The sequence below is a fragment of the Phycisphaeraceae bacterium genome (assembly GCA_020851465.1).
In the GTDB taxonomy this organism is placed as follows: domain Bacteria; phylum Planctomycetota; class Phycisphaerae; order Phycisphaerales; family Phycisphaeraceae; genus JADZCR01.
The window spans coordinates 12,618-31,048 of the sequence record JADZCR010000014.1; the positions used below are offsets into that span (position 1 = coordinate 12,618).

17 protein-coding genes are annotated in these 18,431 nt (G+C 59.0%); 7 read left to right on the top strand and 10 right to left on the bottom strand.

Annotation, left to right across the window (positions count from 1 at the left end; translation table 11 throughout):
* Positions 1-76 precede the first annotated feature (76 nt).
* On the bottom strand, positions 77-1,225 hold the full coding sequence (locus IT444_12085) for a hypothetical protein (protein MCC7193511.1): 1,149 nt from the start codon (positions 1,223-1,225) through the stop codon (positions 77-79).
* Positions 1,226-1,530: 305 nt separating this feature from the next.
* Here IT444_12085 and IT444_12090 point away from each other — a divergent pair, with 305 nt between their 5' ends.
* Entirely contained in the window at positions 1,531-2,196 is a 666-nt protein-coding gene (locus IT444_12090) for a 16S rRNA (uracil(1498)-N(3))-methyltransferase (protein MCC7193512.1), read from the top strand.
* A gap of 27 nt (positions 2,197-2,223) precedes the next feature.
* Here the strand turns inward: IT444_12090 and IT444_12095 are convergent, their stop codons facing one another.
* The 6 genes from IT444_12095 to IT444_12120 form a co-directional block, all read right to left on the bottom strand.
* Complete coding sequence (locus IT444_12095; GenBank protein ID MCC7193513.1) at positions 2,224-3,483, bottom strand: hypothetical protein; 1,260 nt, start codon at positions 3,481-3,483, stop codon at positions 2,224-2,226.
* Between the two features lie 135 nt (positions 3,484-3,618).
* Complete coding sequence (gene atpD, locus IT444_12100) at positions 3,619-5,055, bottom strand: F0F1 ATP synthase subunit beta (protein MCC7193514.1); 1,437 nt, start codon at positions 5,053-5,055, stop codon at positions 3,619-3,621.
* A 160-nt stretch (positions 5,056-5,215) separates the two neighbouring features.
* Positions 5,216-5,965 (bottom strand): DUF1559 domain-containing protein, encoded by a 750-nt coding sequence (locus IT444_12105; protein ID MCC7193515.1) that lies wholly within the window; start codon positions 5,963-5,965, stop codon positions 5,216-5,218.
* Between the two features lie 197 nt (positions 5,966-6,162).
* Positions 6,163-6,948: a PEP-CTERM sorting domain-containing protein gene (locus IT444_12110; protein MCC7193516.1), complete on the bottom strand. Its 786-nt coding sequence runs from the start codon at positions 6,946-6,948 to the stop codon at positions 6,163-6,165.
* An 85-nt stretch (positions 6,949-7,033) separates the two neighbouring features.
* Positions 7,034-7,816, bottom strand: a complete 783-nt coding sequence (locus IT444_12115; protein ID MCC7193517.1) for a PEP-CTERM sorting domain-containing protein — start codon at positions 7,814-7,816, stop codon at positions 7,034-7,036.
* Positions 7,817-7,897: 81 nt separating this feature from the next.
* Positions 7,898-8,698 carry a PEP-CTERM sorting domain-containing protein gene (locus tag IT444_12120; protein MCC7193518.1) on the bottom strand — a complete coding sequence of 267 codons (801 nt, stop codon included), beginning with the start codon at positions 8,696-8,698 and terminating at the stop codon, positions 7,898-7,900.
* 184 nt (positions 8,699-8,882) lie between these two features.
* Here IT444_12120 and IT444_12125 point away from each other — a divergent pair, with 184 nt between their 5' ends.
* The 6 genes from IT444_12125 to IT444_12150 all read left to right on the top strand — a co-directional run bounded on the left by IT444_12125 (position 8,883) and on the right by IT444_12150 (position 14,289).
* Positions 8,883-9,770, top strand: coding sequence for a helix-turn-helix transcriptional regulator (locus tag IT444_12125; protein MCC7193519.1), 888 nt, complete (start codon positions 8,883-8,885; stop codon positions 9,768-9,770).
* A 263-nt stretch (positions 9,771-10,033) separates the two neighbouring features.
* Positions 10,034-10,774, top strand: coding sequence for a PEP-CTERM sorting domain-containing protein (locus IT444_12130; GenBank protein MCC7193520.1), 741 nt, complete (start codon positions 10,034-10,036; stop codon positions 10,772-10,774).
* Positions 10,775-11,077: 303 nt separating this feature from the next.
* Entirely contained in the window at positions 11,078-12,085 is a 1,008-nt protein-coding gene (locus IT444_12135; GenBank protein ID MCC7193521.1) for a ParA family protein, read from the top strand.
* Between the two features lie 50 nt (positions 12,086-12,135).
* Positions 12,136-13,239 carry an NTP transferase domain-containing protein gene (locus tag IT444_12140; GenBank protein MCC7193522.1) on the top strand — a complete coding sequence of 368 codons (1,104 nt, stop codon included), beginning with the start codon at positions 12,136-12,138 and terminating at the stop codon, positions 13,237-13,239.
* Positions 13,240-13,413: 174 nt separating this feature from the next.
* Entirely contained in the window at positions 13,414-13,791 is a 378-nt protein-coding gene (locus IT444_12145) for a hypothetical protein (GenBank protein ID MCC7193523.1), read from the top strand.
* A 12-nt stretch (positions 13,792-13,803) separates the two neighbouring features.
* Positions 13,804-14,289, top strand: a complete 486-nt coding sequence (locus IT444_12150; protein MCC7193524.1) for a DUF4870 domain-containing protein — start codon at positions 13,804-13,806, stop codon at positions 14,287-14,289.
* A 279-nt stretch (positions 14,290-14,568) separates the two neighbouring features.
* On the opposite strand, the gene IT444_12155 is transcribed toward IT444_12150, so the two are convergent.
* The 3 genes from IT444_12155 to IT444_12165 form a co-directional block, all read right to left on the bottom strand.
* Positions 14,569-15,396, bottom strand: a complete 828-nt coding sequence (locus IT444_12155; protein ID MCC7193525.1) for a PEP-CTERM sorting domain-containing protein — start codon at positions 15,394-15,396, stop codon at positions 14,569-14,571.
* Positions 15,397-15,863: 467 nt separating this feature from the next.
* Positions 15,864-16,814 carry a prepilin-type N-terminal cleavage/methylation domain-containing protein gene (locus IT444_12160; GenBank protein ID MCC7193526.1) on the bottom strand — a complete coding sequence of 317 codons (951 nt, stop codon included), beginning with the start codon at positions 16,812-16,814 and terminating at the stop codon, positions 15,864-15,866.
* 189 nt (positions 16,815-17,003) lie between these two features.
* On the bottom strand, positions 17,004-17,999 hold the full coding sequence (locus IT444_12165) for a PEP-CTERM sorting domain-containing protein (GenBank protein MCC7193527.1): 996 nt from the start codon (positions 17,997-17,999) through the stop codon (positions 17,004-17,006).
* Positions 18,000-18,431 lie beyond the last annotated feature (432 nt).

The following is an 18,431-nucleotide window of genomic DNA, read 5'->3' on the forward strand; positions in this document are numbered from 1 at the left end:
TGTCGTGATGCGATTAACCCGCCGGATTGGCGCACGCGCCGAATTCACGGATCAACAACTCAGTCTCATGGAGCGTTCAATGCCCGCCTGCGTCGGCGTGTTCGCCTGTTTCCGCTTTTGCGGATTTACGGGCGACTTTTCGGACAGGAGCTTTGGGTGTTGATTTGGGCTTGACTTTGGATTTGGCCCCGTGGCTATCCGTCTCGCCGTGGCCGGATGACTCGCCGGTTTCAGCTTTTTCACCGTGTCCGCCCCCGCCGGCTCCGTGGTCTTCCACTAATGGAGCATTGGGGTTCGGCTCGCCGGTGACGTGGAAAACTGTTCTGGCCATCAACAACATCGAGCCGTTGAAGATTGTCAGCAGTGCCACCCAGCCCACGCCATCCCGCACGGGTTTGCTGGCGTGAAGCAGCGGCGCGTTGACGATCATCAGCACCCGTCGCAGCAGACTGGGGGCGTTGGGGTCTCGCGGTTTGCTGACTTTCGGCGGTTTGGGTGCTTTGACGGGCTTGGAGTGCTTTTCGGGTTGCTCGTCGAGTTCCCGCGCTACGGAGGCGGCTGTGGCGGAGAAGCTCGCCGTGGCCGCGGGCATTGCCGCTTCGCTGTTGAGCAGGTCTTCCGGGCTGGCGAATGCGCCTTCAAGGTCAGGTTCTGCTTCCTCCGTGTCGGCGGATCGCTCCTGCCACTGCGGGGCTTCGGTTGCATTCAACTGGTCAACATCCGTCGTCTGGCCTGTGACCTGGGCGACCGTCTCGAAATCATCAGCGATCGCGTCATCAGCATTTTCAGCCAGCACTTCGTCGATCTTCTGCACCACCGCTTCTGTTTCAGCGGATTCGCCGGAAGTCTCGGTGGATGTATCAGTGGCATCACTCATCATTGCCGTCGTAGCAGTTCCCGCAGGTTTGGAAGACGAACCATCGGCCGTTTCCTTGGCGGTGTCGAGTAGTTCCTGGATTTGTTTTGCCAGATCGTCGCCGGCCAATTCACTCTCCGCTCGGGCGGTATCGGCGGCAGTACCTGCACCATCAGCCGAGACGGCTCGCTGCGGATCCATTTGCTGTGTGTGGTCGGCGGACATCATCACATCGAGTTGCTCGTTGAGCGTAGGGGCAGTGGCATCGTCAGGCGCAGCGGTATCGCTGTCACCGGACAGCAGCGAATCAATCTGCTCGTCGAGTGCTCCCGTCTCGTCAGCCGCGGTCTGTTTGGGTTTTTCCTCCACAGCGTCTCCTGAACTCGACGCCCCGACGGCACGGACCTCTATCCAGTTTCAAACTCGCCTTGCCGTAACGTGCGAGATTGTCATAAACTCACAGCGACTGAAAGGTTTTATCGACCCCTTATGAAGGTGACTCAAGGGGCAAATCCGTCAGCCGCGCTCCCCCGAATCAACTTGGCGGGCGAACCCGAAACGGCCCGCGTCGATTCGTACACCACGCCGCATCCCAGGAAATGAATCGCGAATCGATGCACCGATTTTACTGTCCCAATCTGGCTTCCTCGACGTCTTCAGGCCCATTATCGGACATGACGGTGCAGCTCGACGCTGACGAGTCACACCACGCTCGGCGGGTGTTGCGCATGGAGATCGGCGAAAAAATCGAGCTCTTCGATGGTCACGGCTACCGAGCGACAGGGGAGTTGCTCTCCTGGTCGGGTGGGGCAACGATCCGTCTGCTCAGGGCGACGCACTCACCGCGGATCTGTCCGCGTCTGGATGTGGCGGTCACGATACCCAAGGGGCCGCGCGCTGATGAGATGGTCAGCCAACTCAGTCAACTAGGGGTCGATCGTCTGATACCGTTGCGAGCTGAGCGAGCAGTAGTCGATCCGCGGCAGACAAAGCTGGACAAGTTCAGCCGTGCCTCGATTGAGTCAGCCAAACAGTGTGGCCGTGATTACCTGATGGAGATCGCCTCTCCCGGCGAAATGGAAAAACTGTTGCGCGAGGACTATGACGTGAAACTCATCGCAGCACCGGGTGGTGGAGGCGGGGAGGAACTCGAATCACGACTCAAGCAAGCGCAGCGCGTGCTCGTACTCATCGGTCCCGAAGGCGGCTGGACAGACGACGAGCGAAAAGCAGCCGTCAGCAGCGGAGCGGCAGCCTGGTCGCTGGGTTCTCACATCCTTCGCATTGAAACCGCAGCATGTGCCGCGGCGGCGGTGATTCGCTACCTCACCACTCGATAGGGTGATGGCTCCACATCACGTCTGGATTTATTCCACCAGTTCGCAGCGACCTGCATCGACATCGGCCTGCCACGCCGGTTGCATCGTCACGCCTTTGCCCAGCCGCAGCTTGGGTGTCAACTCGTAAACGGGTCGTGGATTTGAAAAGCTCTGGATGGAGCGATAGAGGATGCGACGATTCGGCCCGGTGATGACCGAAGCGTGCTGGGTGAGCGACCAGTTGGCCTGCGGTTCTTTTTCGGGAATTCCTTTCTCTCCGGCCAGACAGACGCGGGCGGGGAACGGCACTGCGGTGTCGGCGACGACCGCCAGCGCGCCCCAGATCGTCGCACCTCGCTTGGCTTCTGCGTTTGTCAGTGCCAGCAGGCGGTGCTGTCGCTCATCAGAGCCGGCAGCGTACACCCAGTCGCAACACGTTTTTTCGTTCTCACCTTTAAGCCTCATCACTTCCTTGAGCCGTGATCGCTTAAAGGCGTTGAGTTCAGGATCAATGTAGCTGCATGCGGTGATGCAGATCGCGCCGTTCTCTGTCGGCCAGCGATAAGCGACCCGGACGTTGGCCTTTTCCACCATCACGCCACGCAATTGCTTATCCACCCAGAGTTGATTACCAGGCCCCCAGAATTCCTTGTAACGATCCATGAACGCCACGATCTGTTTGATGTCGTTGAGACACTCCGGAGGCATCAGGTCGTGCGGGTTGGCGGGGAAAATTTCCTTCGGCTCTTCATCCAGGAGTACCGACGACGAGACGCCGCCCTGCACCCAGTAAACTGACGAGTCTTTATCCGCAGCACCCGGTTTCCAGTCACGGATATGAGGTTCCAGGAACGGCCGCATGACGTCGTCGCGGTTATCACTGATGACGACGCCCCCTTCCCGCGATTGCGGAAAGAAGACGTTGGTGCATTGACGCGGGGGATCAGCCAGGTCGTAACGCGCCAGATGGTGTGCGTTGACATGTTTCCACAGGTAGTGGTACGAGCTGAAGTACCATGCCGCCTGCGCCGGGGTAAAGCCCGTGCCCTCGCAGAAACCCTCACGCTCGCCGAGATGGCGATCCACCAATCCGCGAGTTTCAGGAAACTTCGTCGCGTCAGGTACTGCAGCCAGCCGCTTGCGATCCCATTCCATCACCGCGCCGGCATAATCAAAGTCCGCACCGAGCGTGGGGAACAGCCGGCGATTCCACGTCAGGTCGTAGGTCATCTGGTCGGCAAAGCCGCCATTCTTCAAACTTTCGGCAATGGCGCGTCCGCGCTGACGTCCGGTCTCTCGAAGATTCATGTTTGATCCATTCAAGCTAGGGGGAAACGCGGAAGATTCTAGCGGGTGTCCGCCTTTATGCTTGACAGAAAACACAAAAAAGCCCAGGCGCATGCGCCCGGGCTTGAATAAAAATCACGATTGAATGGCCGCGGATCAACCCTTGGCCAGGCGCTCGGCTTTCTTCTTGGCGTCGTCGAGCGTTCCGACGTACATGAATGCGCCTTCGGGAATGTCGTCGCCCTCGCCGTTGCAGATGCGGCGGAAGCTGTCGATCGACTCCTTCAGCGGCGTGTAAACGCCGGGGAAACCCGTGAAGACTTCCGCCACGAAGAACGGCTGCGAGAGGAATCGTTCGATCTTGCGGGCGCGGCGGACGATGAGTTTGTCCTCTTCCGACAATTCATCAACACCGAGAATGGCAATGATGTCCTGCAGCCCCTTGTACCGTTGCAGAATCGTCTGCACGCGGCGGGAAACGTCGTAGTGGTCCTGACCGATGATGCCCGGATCGAGAATACGGCTGGTCGATGCCAGCGGATCGACAGCGGGGAAAATACCCTTTTCCGCAATACCGCGCGAGAGTGTCACGAAGGCGTCCAAGTGGCTGAATGTGGTGGCGGGAGCCGGGTCGGTCAGGTCGTCCGCCGGAACGTAAATCGCCTGCACGCTCGTGATCGCGCCCTTTTCGGTCGAGGTGATCCGCTCCTGAAGCTCACCCATTTCCGTGCTCAGCGTCGGCTGATAACCGACGGCACTGGGCATACGACCGAGGAGTGCCGACACCTCTGAACCGGCCTGCGTGAAACGGAAGACGTTATCCACGAACAGCAGCGTTTCCTTGCCGGACTTGTCACGGAACTCTTCACACATCGTCAGCGCGGTCAGCGCGACGCGGAGTCGTGCTCCGGGCGGCTCGTTCATCTGGCCGAACACCATCGCCACACGGTCGAGCACGTGTGCCGTCTTGCCGGAGGCGTCGGTGTATTGCGCTTCCTTCATTTCCAGCCAGAGGTCGTTACCTTCGCGCGTACGCTCACCGACGCCGGCAAACACGGAGTAGCCGCCGTGCTCACGGGCGATACGTGCGATCATCTCCTGAATGATGACGGTCTTGCCGACGCCTGCACCGCCGAAAAGCCCGATCTTGCCGCCACGGACAAACGGGCAGAGCAGGTCGATGACCTTGATGCCTGTTTCGAGTACTTGAGTCTTGGGGTTGAGTGAGGTGAACTCAGGCGGCATCGCGTGAATGGATCGGAACTCCGTCGCCGCCACCGGGCCTTTTTTGTCCACCGGCTTGCCCAGCAGGTTGAACACCCGACCAAGCACCGGCTCACCCACCGGTACCTTCACTGGCGCACCGGTGTCTGTAACCGCCATACCACGGGTCAAACCGTCGGTAGAGCCCAGCGCAACCGCTCGCACCTGTCCGCCGCCAAGGTGCTTGGCGACCTCGCCGGTCAGGTCGATTTCCATGCCGTTGTGCGTGCTCTTGATGTGCAGGGCATTGTAAATCTCCGGCAGGGCGTTCTCCGGGAATCGTGCGTCGAAAGTCGAACCGATGACTTGCGTGATCGTGCCTTGATTCATGTCAGCGTTTTCCGGGGGTTCCGTGGTTTCCGGGTGGTTTGAGGCTTTATTGGGCCGGGTAGGATAAAGGAACCGCGCACAATTGCCAAGTCAGCATCTCAGAACCGGAGGCAAAGTCTCCGGTCCTATATGCGGCGTAGTCTGCGGCTCTGTTGGCGTTTCAATACCAAGCGTACGGCTGGGCAGTGGGGCTGCCTGCGTTGTACCACGTCCAAAAGGTAGGCCATTGTACGAATGCGCTATGTCCATCCAGAAATGACGAGTTGAACCCCACTCCGTTTGGTTTTTCGATCATCGAGTTGTATGACGGCGGAGGTGAGCCGCCATGCCGGTAGCCGGGGATGTAGTGTACGTAGCCGGCACGGTATTCCGCGCCGCTGCAATCCGCTGCCCAGAACGTCGCCGACGGCACCGGGATTCGATCAAGATAATACACCATCATCGGAATGCCGTAGTCCACCCGGGTAAGCGGCGAGCGGTTGTAGCCGTAGCACTCACGGCGGTAGGCGCTGCCATAGGCTCCGCCGTAGTCATAGCCCGCCCATCCGTTGCCATAGGTGAAGTCCTCCGGCTTGCCTTCAGCACTTGGGCAATAAAAGACATGAGTGTGCGAGTTAAGTGAGTCCAGGCCCAGATAGGGCATGAGCACCGCTGTGGTCCAGCCGGTGGTGTCAGGAGGAAAGTGCTGCTTGTAGTCGTTGAAGTAAGCCTGAGTCGCGATGCCGATCTGTCGAGTGTTGGAGAGACACTTGGCGCGGTGTGCCACTTCGCGTGCCTGTGCCAGAGCAGGCAGCAGCAGCGCAATGAGCAGCGCAATGATGGAAATGACGACGAGCAGTTCGACAAGCGTAAACGCACTGCCCCGTGATCCGTGAGGTTGCACGCGGTGACTTGCCGCATCTCGCGGCATCTTCGTGCGTAAAACCTCCGCTGTTGCACTCATGATCTCATCGCTGCTCGAACTAAATTCTCGTTGATTCGACATCATTTCAGACCCTTTAGGATCTTTCATTCAACCGCTTTTCTTCCCGCTGATATAAACCTTATCGACCAACGAAACGATCAGGATGCCTGCTTTATCAGCGGTTACACCTGAAATCCTAGGCGTCAGAACCGCCTTCTGCCGAGAAGTGCCGCTGCACCCAGTGCGAGAAGGCCCAAACTGGCCGGCTCAGGGATGTCATAGCTGAAGTTCGCGGTGCCTTGAACGACAAAGCCGTCGAACGCGGCGTACGACTGGTCGGTAGTGCCACCGGTGGCACCAGGCGGAATCTCAAAGTACCGCGTGATCGTGGTGCCGGTTGAGCCAAGTGCGGTCAGGTCCGTAGCAGTCGTCCAGGCGACATTGGTGTAATTAGAAGCAAGGGTAAGAGCATTGCTCTCCAGGATGGCGACCCCCGGCCCGCTGCCGGTGTGGCCGACGGTGGTCTCGTCCCAATTGATCGTGCTTTGTCCATAACCGGGATATTTCAGAGCGTAGATGGAGATCGAGTCGATCGCCAGAGTCACCTGCTCGCTGCCGGGGGTTGTACCAAAGGGGCCAGCCGGGCCGTTGTAGGTGATGGAGATCGTGAACTCGTTGTTGTAAGCGGCGAGGCCGTTGCCGTCGCCATCGGTCATCACGCGGCTTGGAAAGTATGGACCGTTGCTGCTGAACCCAGAGCCTGTGGCGGTGATGGTGATGTTGAAATCGCCCACCGTGAAGGGGGTGGCATTCACAGCGGTGTTCGGAGTGTTGGTGGCTGCGGACTCAGTCGTTTTCCAGGTATTAGGTGAGACGGCGTATCCCATGGCTACATCGAACGAACTGCTGTTGTTGACGATGTAGGCCTGAGTCGCCAAGGGGGAAACCAGGGTCGCCAGACCAGCCAATAGAACGAGTTTCGCTTTCATAAATCCTCCATTGAAATCAAAGTTGAGCTTCGTCGTATGGGGTTGAAGAAACACGATGGAACGAGTCAAAGAAACGCTCACCTTATCAGGACCGCCTTCTGCCGAGAAGTGCCGCTGCACCCAGTGCGAGAAGGCCCAAACTGGCCGGCTCAGGGATGTCATAGCTGAAGTTCGCGGTGCCTTGAACGACAAAGCCGTCGAAGGGGTTGAACGATGGGTCGCCAGGGCTGCCCGCAGCCCCCGGCGGGATCTGGAACGCGCGGGTGATCGTGGTGCCTGTCGAGCCAAGCGCGGTCAGATCCGTAGCAGTCGTCCAGGCGATGTTTGTAAAAGCAGCCGGATTAGTTTCGGCTGTGCTGTTCTGAACGGTGACGGTCGGGCCGGTTCCGGTGTGGCCGGCGGTCGTCTCCTCCCAGTTCATCGTCGTCGCGGGACCGAATGCGGTGTACCGCATTCCGTAAATGGAGATGCTGTCGATGCTCAGAGTCACCTGCTCGCTGCCGGGGGTTGTGCCCAATGGGCCAGCCGGGCCGTTGTAGGTCACGGTCACGCTGAACGTGTTGTTGTACATGTCAGCGCCACCCAGATCGCCGGCAAGGACGCGGTTGAAGAACGTTACCGCTTGGGAACTGAAAGGGGTGGCGCCGCTGGCGGTGACGGTGATGCTGAAATCACCGAGCGTAAACGGCGTGCCGTTTACGGCCCCAGTGGGGGTGTTGGAGCTTGACGTTTCCGTAGCGTTCCACCCCGAAGAGGTGGCACCATACGCTACATCGAACGAACTGCTGTTGTTGACGATGTAGGCCTGAGTCGCCAAGGGGGAAACCAGGGTTGCCAGACCAGCCAATAGAACGAGTTTCGCTTTCATAAATCCTCCATTGAAATCAAAGTTGAGCTTCGTCGTATGGGTTGAAACACGATGGAGCGAGTCAAAGAAACGCTCGCCTTATCAGGACCGCTTTCTGCCGAGAATCGCCGCTGCACCCAGTGCGAGAAGGCCCAAACTGGCCGGCTCAGGGATGTCATAGCTGAAGTTCGCGATGCCTTGAATGACAAAGCCGTCGTAGGAAGCATATGACTGCTGGCCGCTGGTTCCGCCGGAACCGGGCGGAATCTCAAAGTAACGAGTGACCGTGGTGCCGGTTGAGCCAAGCGCGCTCAGGTCCGTGGCAGTCGTCCAGGCGATGTTGGTGTAGTTCGCTGCGATGTTTGACGCTCCGCTTTCGACAAGAGCTACGCTCGGACCGCTGCCGGTGTGACCGGAGGTGGTTTCATCCCAGTTGACCGAAAAGGTGCCCAGGGAAGGAATTTTCAGCCCGTAGATGGAGATGGAGCTGATCGCCAGGTTTACCTGTTCGCTGCCGGGGGTTGTACCAAAGGGACCAGCCGGGCCGTTGTAGGTCACCGACACGGTGAACTCGTTGTTGTATGCCGTCTTGCTTTCATTCGGGAAGTTGGCGCCGTCGTAGTTTGTCAGGACGCGGCCGGGGAACTGTACGCCGACGGTGGCGAAGAAGCTTCCGGTGGCGGTCACGGTAATGCTGAAGTTGCCGACGGTGAAGGGTACGCCGTTGGTGGCGGTGACGGGGGTGTTGGTGGACGAGGTTTCCAGCGCATTCCATCCGCCTGACGTGTCGGTATATCCGTACGCCACGTCGAATGAGCTGCTGTCGTTAACGATGTAGGCCTGAGTCGCCAGGGGGGAAACCAGGGTCGCCAGACCAGCCAATAGAACGAGCTTCGCTTTCATAAATCCTCCTGCAAAAAGTTGGGGTCAGAATGGTGATTCAATCAACAATCCGGTTGCACAATGCGACAGGATGCACTCAAGAATACTTCGGAAAGCCGCAGCCGCTGCGGATTTTGCACAAAATTCTTTTGCCCGAAACATTCCCAAAATTGCTCAAAAGAGAGCACAAAGATAGAATGAAAACATGGGATTCATGTGGCGTGGCGGCAAGGTGAGGCTGGGTGTCGAGTACTACAACTACCCCAGCCTGCCCGCCCAGCGTTTCTGGACCAATGTGCTCTCCATGGGGGTCTCCACCACCCCGCGCGATTTCGTCTCGCGCCACGTCAACCGTGACGGCTATCTGCTCCACTATCTCCGCCGCGGCGAGATGTGGCACCGTATCGACGGCCGCGAGGTGATCCTCCGTGCCGGTGCGATTTGCCTGATGGATCTTCAGCGGCTGACTGAATACGGCAACTCGCAACGCGGCCCAGCGGAAAACTGGTGGCTGCTCTGCAACGGCAGAGAGATGCCCGCCATGTTCGCCGAGCTGCGCGCCGATCAGGATCCGATTTTCGCCCCGATCCATCGCGCGGAGTTTCAGCGTCATTTTTCAGCGTTGGCGCAGATCATCCGCCGTCCGAAGCCGGGGTACGAGCCTCGCGCCGCCGCTGCACTCTTGACGGTGCTGGGCCACTGTTTCACCGTCCGGGCGCGGGCCGGCTGGCTGGTATCCCTGACCGGAAAAACGGGCCTGGTCTCTCCGATCGTGCGCCGGGGGATCGACTACATGACGCGGAACTACCACGAGCCTAAGACGCTTAAGGACATCACTGGAGTCGCGGGTCGGAGCCTCTTTTCTTTCGTCCGGCTGTTCCACGCCGAGGTGGGTGTGCCGCCGATGCAGTACCTGAGCCGCTATCGCGTCGAGCAGGCCAAGCGGCTGCTGGTCGGCAGCGATAAGTCGGTGACCGAAATTGCCCGACTGGTGGGGATTCCCCGCGCCAATTACTTCACGCGACTGTTCACCCGTTGGGCAGGCGAAAGCCCGCGCGCGTACCGCACCCGGATGCGCCGCCAAAAAACCTGACGAAGCGGCTCAATTCTTCTGTTATCGCCGATCTGTCAGGTCCGAACAACCATGTCTCAAGATCTTTTAACTACTGGCTTTATGACGTAAATATGGCTTTGGCTCGAGAAGATTATAGAGTTTTTTAGCAGTCTTATCTTGCTTTTAAATCAGTGATGAGTTAAATTCAATCCTTGAAGCTGTAATACCTGTTGCTGCACTACAGGAGGGCAGCAACAGCCGCAGCTTGTTGGAACATATCACAGGTCAAAGGAGAGGGACCCATGCCCGTCAATCGTCTTTCGCTTCGGACCTTCGCCGCCGCAATCCTTGTTGCTGGTGCTCTCACATTCGCTGCGCCGCTTGCTCACGCGACCATTCTCAACTTTGAAATCACGCCCAACGTGAACAACCAAAGCTTCGAAGGCGTCCATGCCGGATATGGCGATAACGTCAACTCTCTCTCCACCCCCGGCGGCGGCGGCTCGACCTACAACTATCTCCAGGGCAACGCCTTCACGCCTAACCTCGTCGTTGACTACTCCCACAGCACTGGTGCCGGCCTCGGCCACTTGACCTACAAGCAGAGTCCAGTATGGCCCGATCTGCTCGACTACCTTGACCTCAAAGACGGTTACTCGTTCTATTGGACCTTCAGCAGCGCCGGCAACGCCTACGGCGCGAAAGTCAATTCCTTCCTGGTCGAAACATTCTCCAGCTACGGCGGCGGCGGCCCCGCTACCGTCAACTGGTGGCTCCGTGCCAATTCCACCGGCGGCACCGTGCTCTACTCCGGCACTCTCAGCAACCTCCCCATCTATAGCGATGTCACCGTCAACACCGGCATGACCGGATTCCACTACGGCGGCCCGCTCGTCCTCGAAGTGAACTTCTCCGGCACGAACAACTGGGGTGCCATCGGTATCGACGACCTTAACTTCGACGAAAACCCCGTCCCCGAACCGGCCAGCCTTTTCATTCTGGGTCTCGGTGCTGCCGCATCACTTAAACGTCGCCGTCGCTGAGTACCCTCGACGGTCTCTCTCTCCTCTGGAACGCCCACGCTTTACGGGTTCCCTTCTGCGCCTGCTGCGACACTGGCGGCTGAGTGAAAGCCCGCGCGCGTACCGCACCCGGATGCGCCGCCAAAAAGACTGACGCGGCGGTCCCGGTTGTCGTTATACTTTTCTCAGAGGTTGATTGGAAAGTTCCGAGTCTGATGAGCCGTGGCTGTTAAGGAGCGGTCGGTTATCGACGAGGGTTGAAGCTCCGCTTCGTAAATGGTCGCGGGTCGTTCGGAAAGAGCTTCTCAATCACGCTCTCAACGCATGGAGGCGCCAATCACTTTGACTCAGGCCGCTGCAACACAATCCGTCGGCAGCGTCACGCCCGCCGCCACCCCGCACACCGCGGCGACCCGTGATGCGGCGCGACCGCGCATCATCGCCCTCATGAATCAGAAGGGCGGCGTCGGCAAAACCACCACCACCGTCAATCTCGGTGCCGCTCTGGCGAATGCTGGCCATCGCGTCCTGTTTATTGATCTCGATCCCCAGGCGCATCTGACACTCCATCTGGGGGTGGACCCCGATGCGTTGGAGCGCTCGATCTATCACCTGCTCACTGATCCTGCCGTCACCGCCGAATCCATCGCGCAAAATGTCGGCGAAAACATGGCCGTCCTGCCCGCCGAAGTGAATCTGGCGGGAGTCGAGTCCGAGATGGCGGCACTGACGGCTTCCGGTCAGGCCCAACGTGTCCTGCGCGAAAAATGCGCCGCGTTGATTCATGGAGCGAAGAACTCAAAAGCGCCGGTCGGTAAAACCGCCGGTGCTGTTGCGGCCTCCGCTCCGACTGCGGGACAGGCGGCGAGCCAGCCCGCTGCCTATGACTTTGTGCTCATCGACTGTCCGCCGAGCCTTGGCCTGCTGACACTCAACGCACTGACGCTCGCCGATGAGGTCTTCGTGCCCATGCAGGCGCATTTTCTGGCGTTACAGGGTTTGTCCAAGCTCCTCGAAACCGTCTCGCTGGTGAAACAATCCGTCAACCCCGCGCTGCGGGTGACGGGCATCATCCTCTGCATGTACGAGGGCCAGACCGTGCTGGCCGGCGAGGTGCTCGCAGACCTGGGATCGTTCCTTCAAGCAGCCCGACAGATGGATGTGCCCTGGCGCGATGCCGTGGTCCTCAAGCCGCCGATCCGTCGCAACATCAAGCTCGCCGAGTGTCCCAGCTTTGGTAAGAGCATTTTCGAGTATGCGTACAACTCCGGCGGCGCGAGCGACTACCGCTCGCTGGCGGAGGCGGTCGCCGCGATGGTGCCGCACGCCTGAGGCCGCTGCCCCCTGATGCGAAATGTCATGCTCTGGTTTACAGTGTCGCCATGCGTCACGCCCTTATCATCGCCGGCGGCTCAGGCACCCGACTCTGGCCCATGAGCCGCGCCAGTCTTCCCAAGCAGCTCATTCCCTTCATCAACGGCAAGAGCCTCCTGGAAATCGCCATGGATCGCCTCGCCGGTCTGATCCCCCCGGAGCGCATCCACATCTGTGCCGCTCAGACGCACCGCGATCTGATTGTGAAATTGCTTCACGGCGGCGAACCGGCGGGACGCTTTTACGGCGAGCCGACCGGACGTGACACGCTCAACGCCGTCGGTCTGGGCGCAGCAGTCATCGGGCATGATGACCCCGATGCCGTCATCGCCGTCTTCACCGCGGACCACATCATCGAGCCTGCGGAGGAGTTCCGAAAAATCGTCGAACGCGGCTACGCGCTGGCGCAGTCGCAGCCCAACGTGCTGGTGACCTTCGGGATCAAGCCCACCCATCCGGCGACCGGGTACGGCTATCTGGAGCTGGCCGAGGCGATCAATCCCGACGCCAGCGTCGTCGTGCAGTTCAAGGAAAAGCCCGATGCCGCCACCGCTCAGCGTTATGTCGATGCCGGGTCGGGCAGATATCTCTGGAACAGCGGGATGTTCGTCTGGCGGGCCGCAACTCTCATGGAGTGCATCAAGCGATTCGCGCCGGAAAATTACGACGGCCTGACACAGCTCGGCGCCGCATGGCGCACCGACTCACGCGACGCGCTGCTGACGCAGATTTATCCCAGGCTCAAAAAAATCAGCGTGGACTTCGCCATCATGGAGCCGGCGTCGAAAGACACCACCGGCAGCGTGAGAGTCGCGGCTGTACCCATGCCTCTCTCCTGGCTCGATGTCGGTTCATGGCCGGCCTTTGCCCAGACCTGCCCGCACGACGCACAGGACAACGCGCTGGGCGGGGGCCGACAGGTGCTCATCGACACCCGGCGCACCCTTGTCGCTTCCAGCGAGGCGGATCATCTGGTGACAGCGATCGGCTGCGAAGACCTGATCGTCATCCACACACCCAAGGCTACGCTCGTCTGCCGCGCTGACCGTGCAGAAGACATCAAGAAGCTCCACGCCATGGTGGGTGAAAAGTACGGTCAGGAGTTGCTCTGACCTGCAACGATCAGCGACGGCTTTATCTTACGAAGGCGCGATCCGCATGATCGCGCGGTTGGAAAAGTCAGGCAATTATTCACAATTTTCATGCGACCCATTGCGAACCGTTCACCCATCGGGTAAAAACATTTCGCGTCGCATTCATATCCCAATCCCTAAGCGAGGAACCCTATGCAAGCTCTACTGGCGAACGGCGCGGTTGGTTGCATGATTATGTTGGTTTACATCGGCATCATCGTTCTGGTTATCGCTGGATTTTGGAAAACCTTCGTCAAGGCAGGTAAGCCCGGCTGGGCGGCGATCGTCCCGATCTACAACATCATCGTCCTGCTGGAAATTGCCGGCCGGCCGCTCTGGTGGATCGTCCTCTTCCTCATCCCGCTCGTCAGCCTCATCGCGCTCATCATCGTCTCCATCGACATCGCCAAGTCTTTCGGTAAAGGTGTCGGTTTCGGTCTGGGGCTTGGGTTCCTCTCGTTCATCTTCTATCCGATCCTCGGCTTCGGCAGCGCGCAGTATCAGGGGCCGTCCGCCGGTAAGGCTTCGTGAGGACCATTCTCCATGACCCAATCCCCCAACTCACCGCCGCCCCCGGAAGGCAGCACTCCGGCTGATCCGCAAGCGGGTCCGGCTCCGGATTCTGCCGCTGGCGGCGCATCGGCAGCAGGCGGCACGCCAGCCGAACCGGCGCCTCAGAAGAGCAAATACTCCTCCGAGGAACGTACCTGGGCGATGTTCACCCATCTGGCTGCGTTCAGCGGTTTTGTCGGTGTCCCGCTGGGGCAAATCCTCGGCCCGCTGGTCGTCTGGCTCATCAAACGCGAGGAATTCCCCTTCGTGAATGAGCAGGGCAAGGAATCGCTCAACTTCCAGATCACCATGATCATCGCAGCGCTCATCTGCATTCCGTTGATGTTCGTCTGCGTGGGGGTGTTCCTGCTGATCGCGGTGGGTATCGTGGATGTGGTCTTCACCATCATCGCTGCGATCAAGGCCAACGAATGCGTCTCCTACCGCTACCCGATGACCATCCGCATGATTAAGTGATGCGGCCGACCCCTCGGACCTCTAAGAACCTGTCCAAAAAACAGAGGCTTGTCGATCGAGTCACCGCATCGAGCGCAGCCGCTTGAGACGCGATGGGTCGAGACATGCTTTTCCTATGGCTGTCTTATGTCTGAGACGGCAAACCCCGATACCTCCGGCTCACAAGGACAAGCGGCATTTTCGTCGCGTTCGGCGGTCAGCGGTACACCTAAAAAAACTCCGCGGCGGCTGCGAACCGTCGCGGAGCGGTTGTCGTGAGATTTTACTGCGTCGATGTTCTCAGGCCTTGCGGCGTCGGCTGAGGATCATCAGGCCGCCCGCACCCAGCAGGCCGAGGCTCGCCGGTTCGGGAATAGCGCCCTCGGTGAGCCAGTTATTGCCGAACTCAAAAAGAGGGAAGTCGATGTTGAATCCGACATCGCTGTTGCGTCGGAAGAGGAACTCGAACTGATACCATCTGAAGAACGAGCCGGGTGAAGTGAGGAAGTAGGGCGAGGTAACCATCACCGGGCCGCCCAACGTCGGGGAATCGAATACGAAGTCGATCGTGCCGTCAGGCCGCTCACCCATGGTGATCGTCACGGTTTCGCCGTTGACGCGGGAGTAAGGCCCGCCCGGAGGCGCGACGTTGGCTTCATTCGGTGCTGCGGTGCGTCGCATCGTGCCGACGTAGGCAGATTGGAAATACATTCCCGCCAGCAGACGTGCGCCGCCGCTCTCGCTGCCGGGGCCGTTGATGAACAACGAGATCTGCCGATCAGGGAAACCCGGATCGCTGGTGTCTTCGGTGAACGAGAAGCGTACCCACGGCTGCTGGAATTCGTTGATACTGCCCGCGCCGGTGCCGAAGAGCACCGCGTTGTCACCGCCCATTCCGCCGTGCATATAGACGCTGGCTCCGCCCCCGCCGCCATCCGTCTGGAGGTTGAGGTTGGTTCCGCCGACCGTAGCTGTGGTCAGGCCGTATGAGAGGTCATCCTCCAGGAAAGTGAAGGTCTTGCCGGTCAACGCGCCCAGGCCGGTGCCAAACGTCGCCGCCGATGCCGCTTGCGCCGCGATGACGGACACGGTTGCCGCCAGCGCACATGAAACCCATCGCTTGCTCATGTAGGTTCTCCTTTTCCCCGCATAATGATCGTCAGGCGGTTCCCGCCTTGAAATGGTTCCCGCTCTCCGGAACACCCGGAGTGCTAAGTTAAAACTAACACCATCCGACTAAAATACAAGAAAAATTCGATCTATTTTGAAATAATAATTGATTTTAAATTCGCACTATTTGTCAGATAAACACCTGAATATCTTATATTTGCAGACTTGGTTAACATGGCGTTGAACTAAGCCCAGCTCAAAATCCGCCTTTTGCGAGTCGGGGCACCGCCGCCGTCGTCACCACGAAACCGCCTGAAGCGCGCAGTTCGACAAAGTGCACCGCAAGCAATCGCGCTGAGTGTCGATACCCCGAAGGGGACAGAGATGAACACCAGAACGAGCCAAAGCAACAGGTGGGCTAACGACTGCCGTGACTCTGCCCTGTGAGGCTGCCTGCCTTCTCAGCCGCCGCCGTCAACCAATCATCAATACCTCGCCATATTCGCGCCGAGGTAGATGTTGCTGTAATAATCGCGGCAGTAAAAGTAATTACCTTCCGGGTTGGTCGTCGCGTTCCAGTCCAGGCGATTGGTCAGGCTGTACTTGGTCCACTGGACGCTCGAGTCGAGCAGGAGGACGTTGGCGCCGTCCGCCAGCGGCACCGTCCCCGCCGTGGTGCGCGGCCCTTTGCCCACGTGGTTGGAGATGCCGCCGCAGTCAAAGCTGCTGTTGTACCACGAGGCACTGTTGGGATAGAAAGAACGATCGATGAGCATCGGGGTCTTGAGCGACTTGTTCTGTCGCAGACTGGTGACCGGCCCGCGGGTGGGTGGGCCGGAGGTGGAGTTCCATTCCTGCCAGTAGCCGTTGTAAAAACCCCAGCATTCCAGGGCGTAGGACTCATTCCATGTGGGATTTCCGCCGTTCCATGACCAGTTGAGCGGATTGCCGGGTTCTGAACCTGAGCCAAAGCCAGCCAGGATGTAATAGTCCACATAGCCGAACTGGAAAGTTTTATCGAGCGACTGGTGAACGTCGCGCTGGATGTCGCCATCGCCGGTGGTGGTGGTGTAGCCGCTGGCACTGCGGCTGGGGCACTCGGTGATTTTTTTGATCACGCCGTAGCGGAACAGCTCGTTGGTGGATTGGCCCCAGGGCGAGTTTTGATACCAGCCCATCCCGCCGTAAATGCTCGTGTAGCAGTCGCGCAGCTCGGAGGTCGCCCCGCCGACAAATTCCCGGAAGTCCGCCGCATAGCTGTGATACGACCGGCCCCATTGCTGGAGCTGTGTTTTGCAGAGCACGATGCGGGCTGCATCTTTGGCGCGGCGGAGTGTCGGCAGCAGGATCGACAGCAGCAACGCAATGATGGAGATGACGACGAGCACCTCGATGAGCGTAAAACCGATGCGACGGGCGTTGCGATGAGAATTCACTCACGGCCCCTTTTCTTTGTGTCAGGTTCAGATCGACGCCTGAACCATGAGTCGGTCATTGAGTCGGTCATTGAGTCGGTCATTTGGTGCCAATGACTTCTCTATTATAAATCTGCGATCAGACGTAAAGCAATCAAAAAAAAGCCACGGATGTTTCCACCCGTGGCCTTTTGAGTGTGTCAGACAAGCTCAGCCGCGTGAACGGCGGAAGAGAGCCAGACCCGTGCCGAGGGCCAGCAGTGCCATGCTGGCGGGTTCGGGAATCGCGGGAACATTGGGATAGTCGTTGCCGTAGCGGAGGTCTTTGAACTCGTAGGTTTCACCGCTTTGGCCGCCCAGGACACGCCATTCGACCTGATAGAACGGGGCGAAGCCGATGCCCGCGTTGACCCAGAAATCGTTGGTCCACTGGTCCATCAGGACGTTGTTACGGAGCACGGTGAACTCAACCTGACCGTTGCTGTACTGGCCGAAGCGGACGGTGATCAGGTCGCCGGCGACACGCTGTTCGAGATCAGCCGCGGTGTTATTGGCGATGCCCGCCAGAACGCCGGTGCCATAGCTGGGCGAGCTGGTGGTCGAGTTGTTGTCACCCGCGGTGACCGCGTAGCTGGGGGTGCTGCGAGTGCCGCCGCTGCTGTACTTGAGTTCGGCGAAGAACCCGTTGACCGTCGCGCCGTCCGGGATGGGCTTGGAGGTATTACCAAAGCCGGTCACGTTGTTGGAACCGGGGTTATCCTCGGTGCGCCAGCGGGAGTTACCAACGGCATCTTCGGGGAAGGTCGCGCCGATTTTGCCTCGTGCGCCAGAGGAGCCGCTGCCCGGGCCGTTGATGAACATTTCGAGACCCGACCAACTGTCATCGACATCGTTCTTGTTGTCGACGAAGGTCAACTCAAACCACGGAGCGCTGTTGGCGTTGAGGGTGGTCCAGAATGCGGCGCCGCCAGCGGTGGTGCTGGAGTTTGCGTAGTTGGTCAGGGCGACGCTGGAATCGCCGGTGAAGACCATGTCGTAGTCGCTGCCGCTGACGCTGCCGGTGGCTTTGCCCGGATCGGCGGAGAAGTCCTGAAGAAAATCGATCGTCTGTCCGCTGCTGCCGGTCCACGTGATCGCGGATGCGTAGCCTGAGACGCCGACGACAGCCAACGCAGCTGTCAAAAGCATTCGTTTTCTGTTCAGCATGATGCGTTTCTCCTGTTCCCGGATGATATGGGATGAGGCCTTCACCGCTGAGCGCACATGGCTCAGAATTAACTCGGTGTTTGTAACGAAATGAAACTTACCCGAAAAAATCTGTGATGCAAGAGAAAAATGACGAATTTGAAAATTTCGTAAGTGCAAATCTTGTAACCAAATAGAAACCTAACGAAAAATATCAGGATGGGTAGGTGACAAGCCCTTGTCAGTGATGAGCTTAACCGGGTATGAGATTTGCCCTTTAACCGTCCCCGCAGTCAGCGCAGCCGCTTGAGGCGCGGCTTGTCAAATTGTGATTTTGTTCGCCGCCTGGTTCCGGTGACGGAACGACCCGGCTGAGTTTCGCATCACGAACGCGGAAAAACTTAGACTTGCCCGGCGGCTTGCTCAACCGATAGGATGAAAGGGTAAGCATCT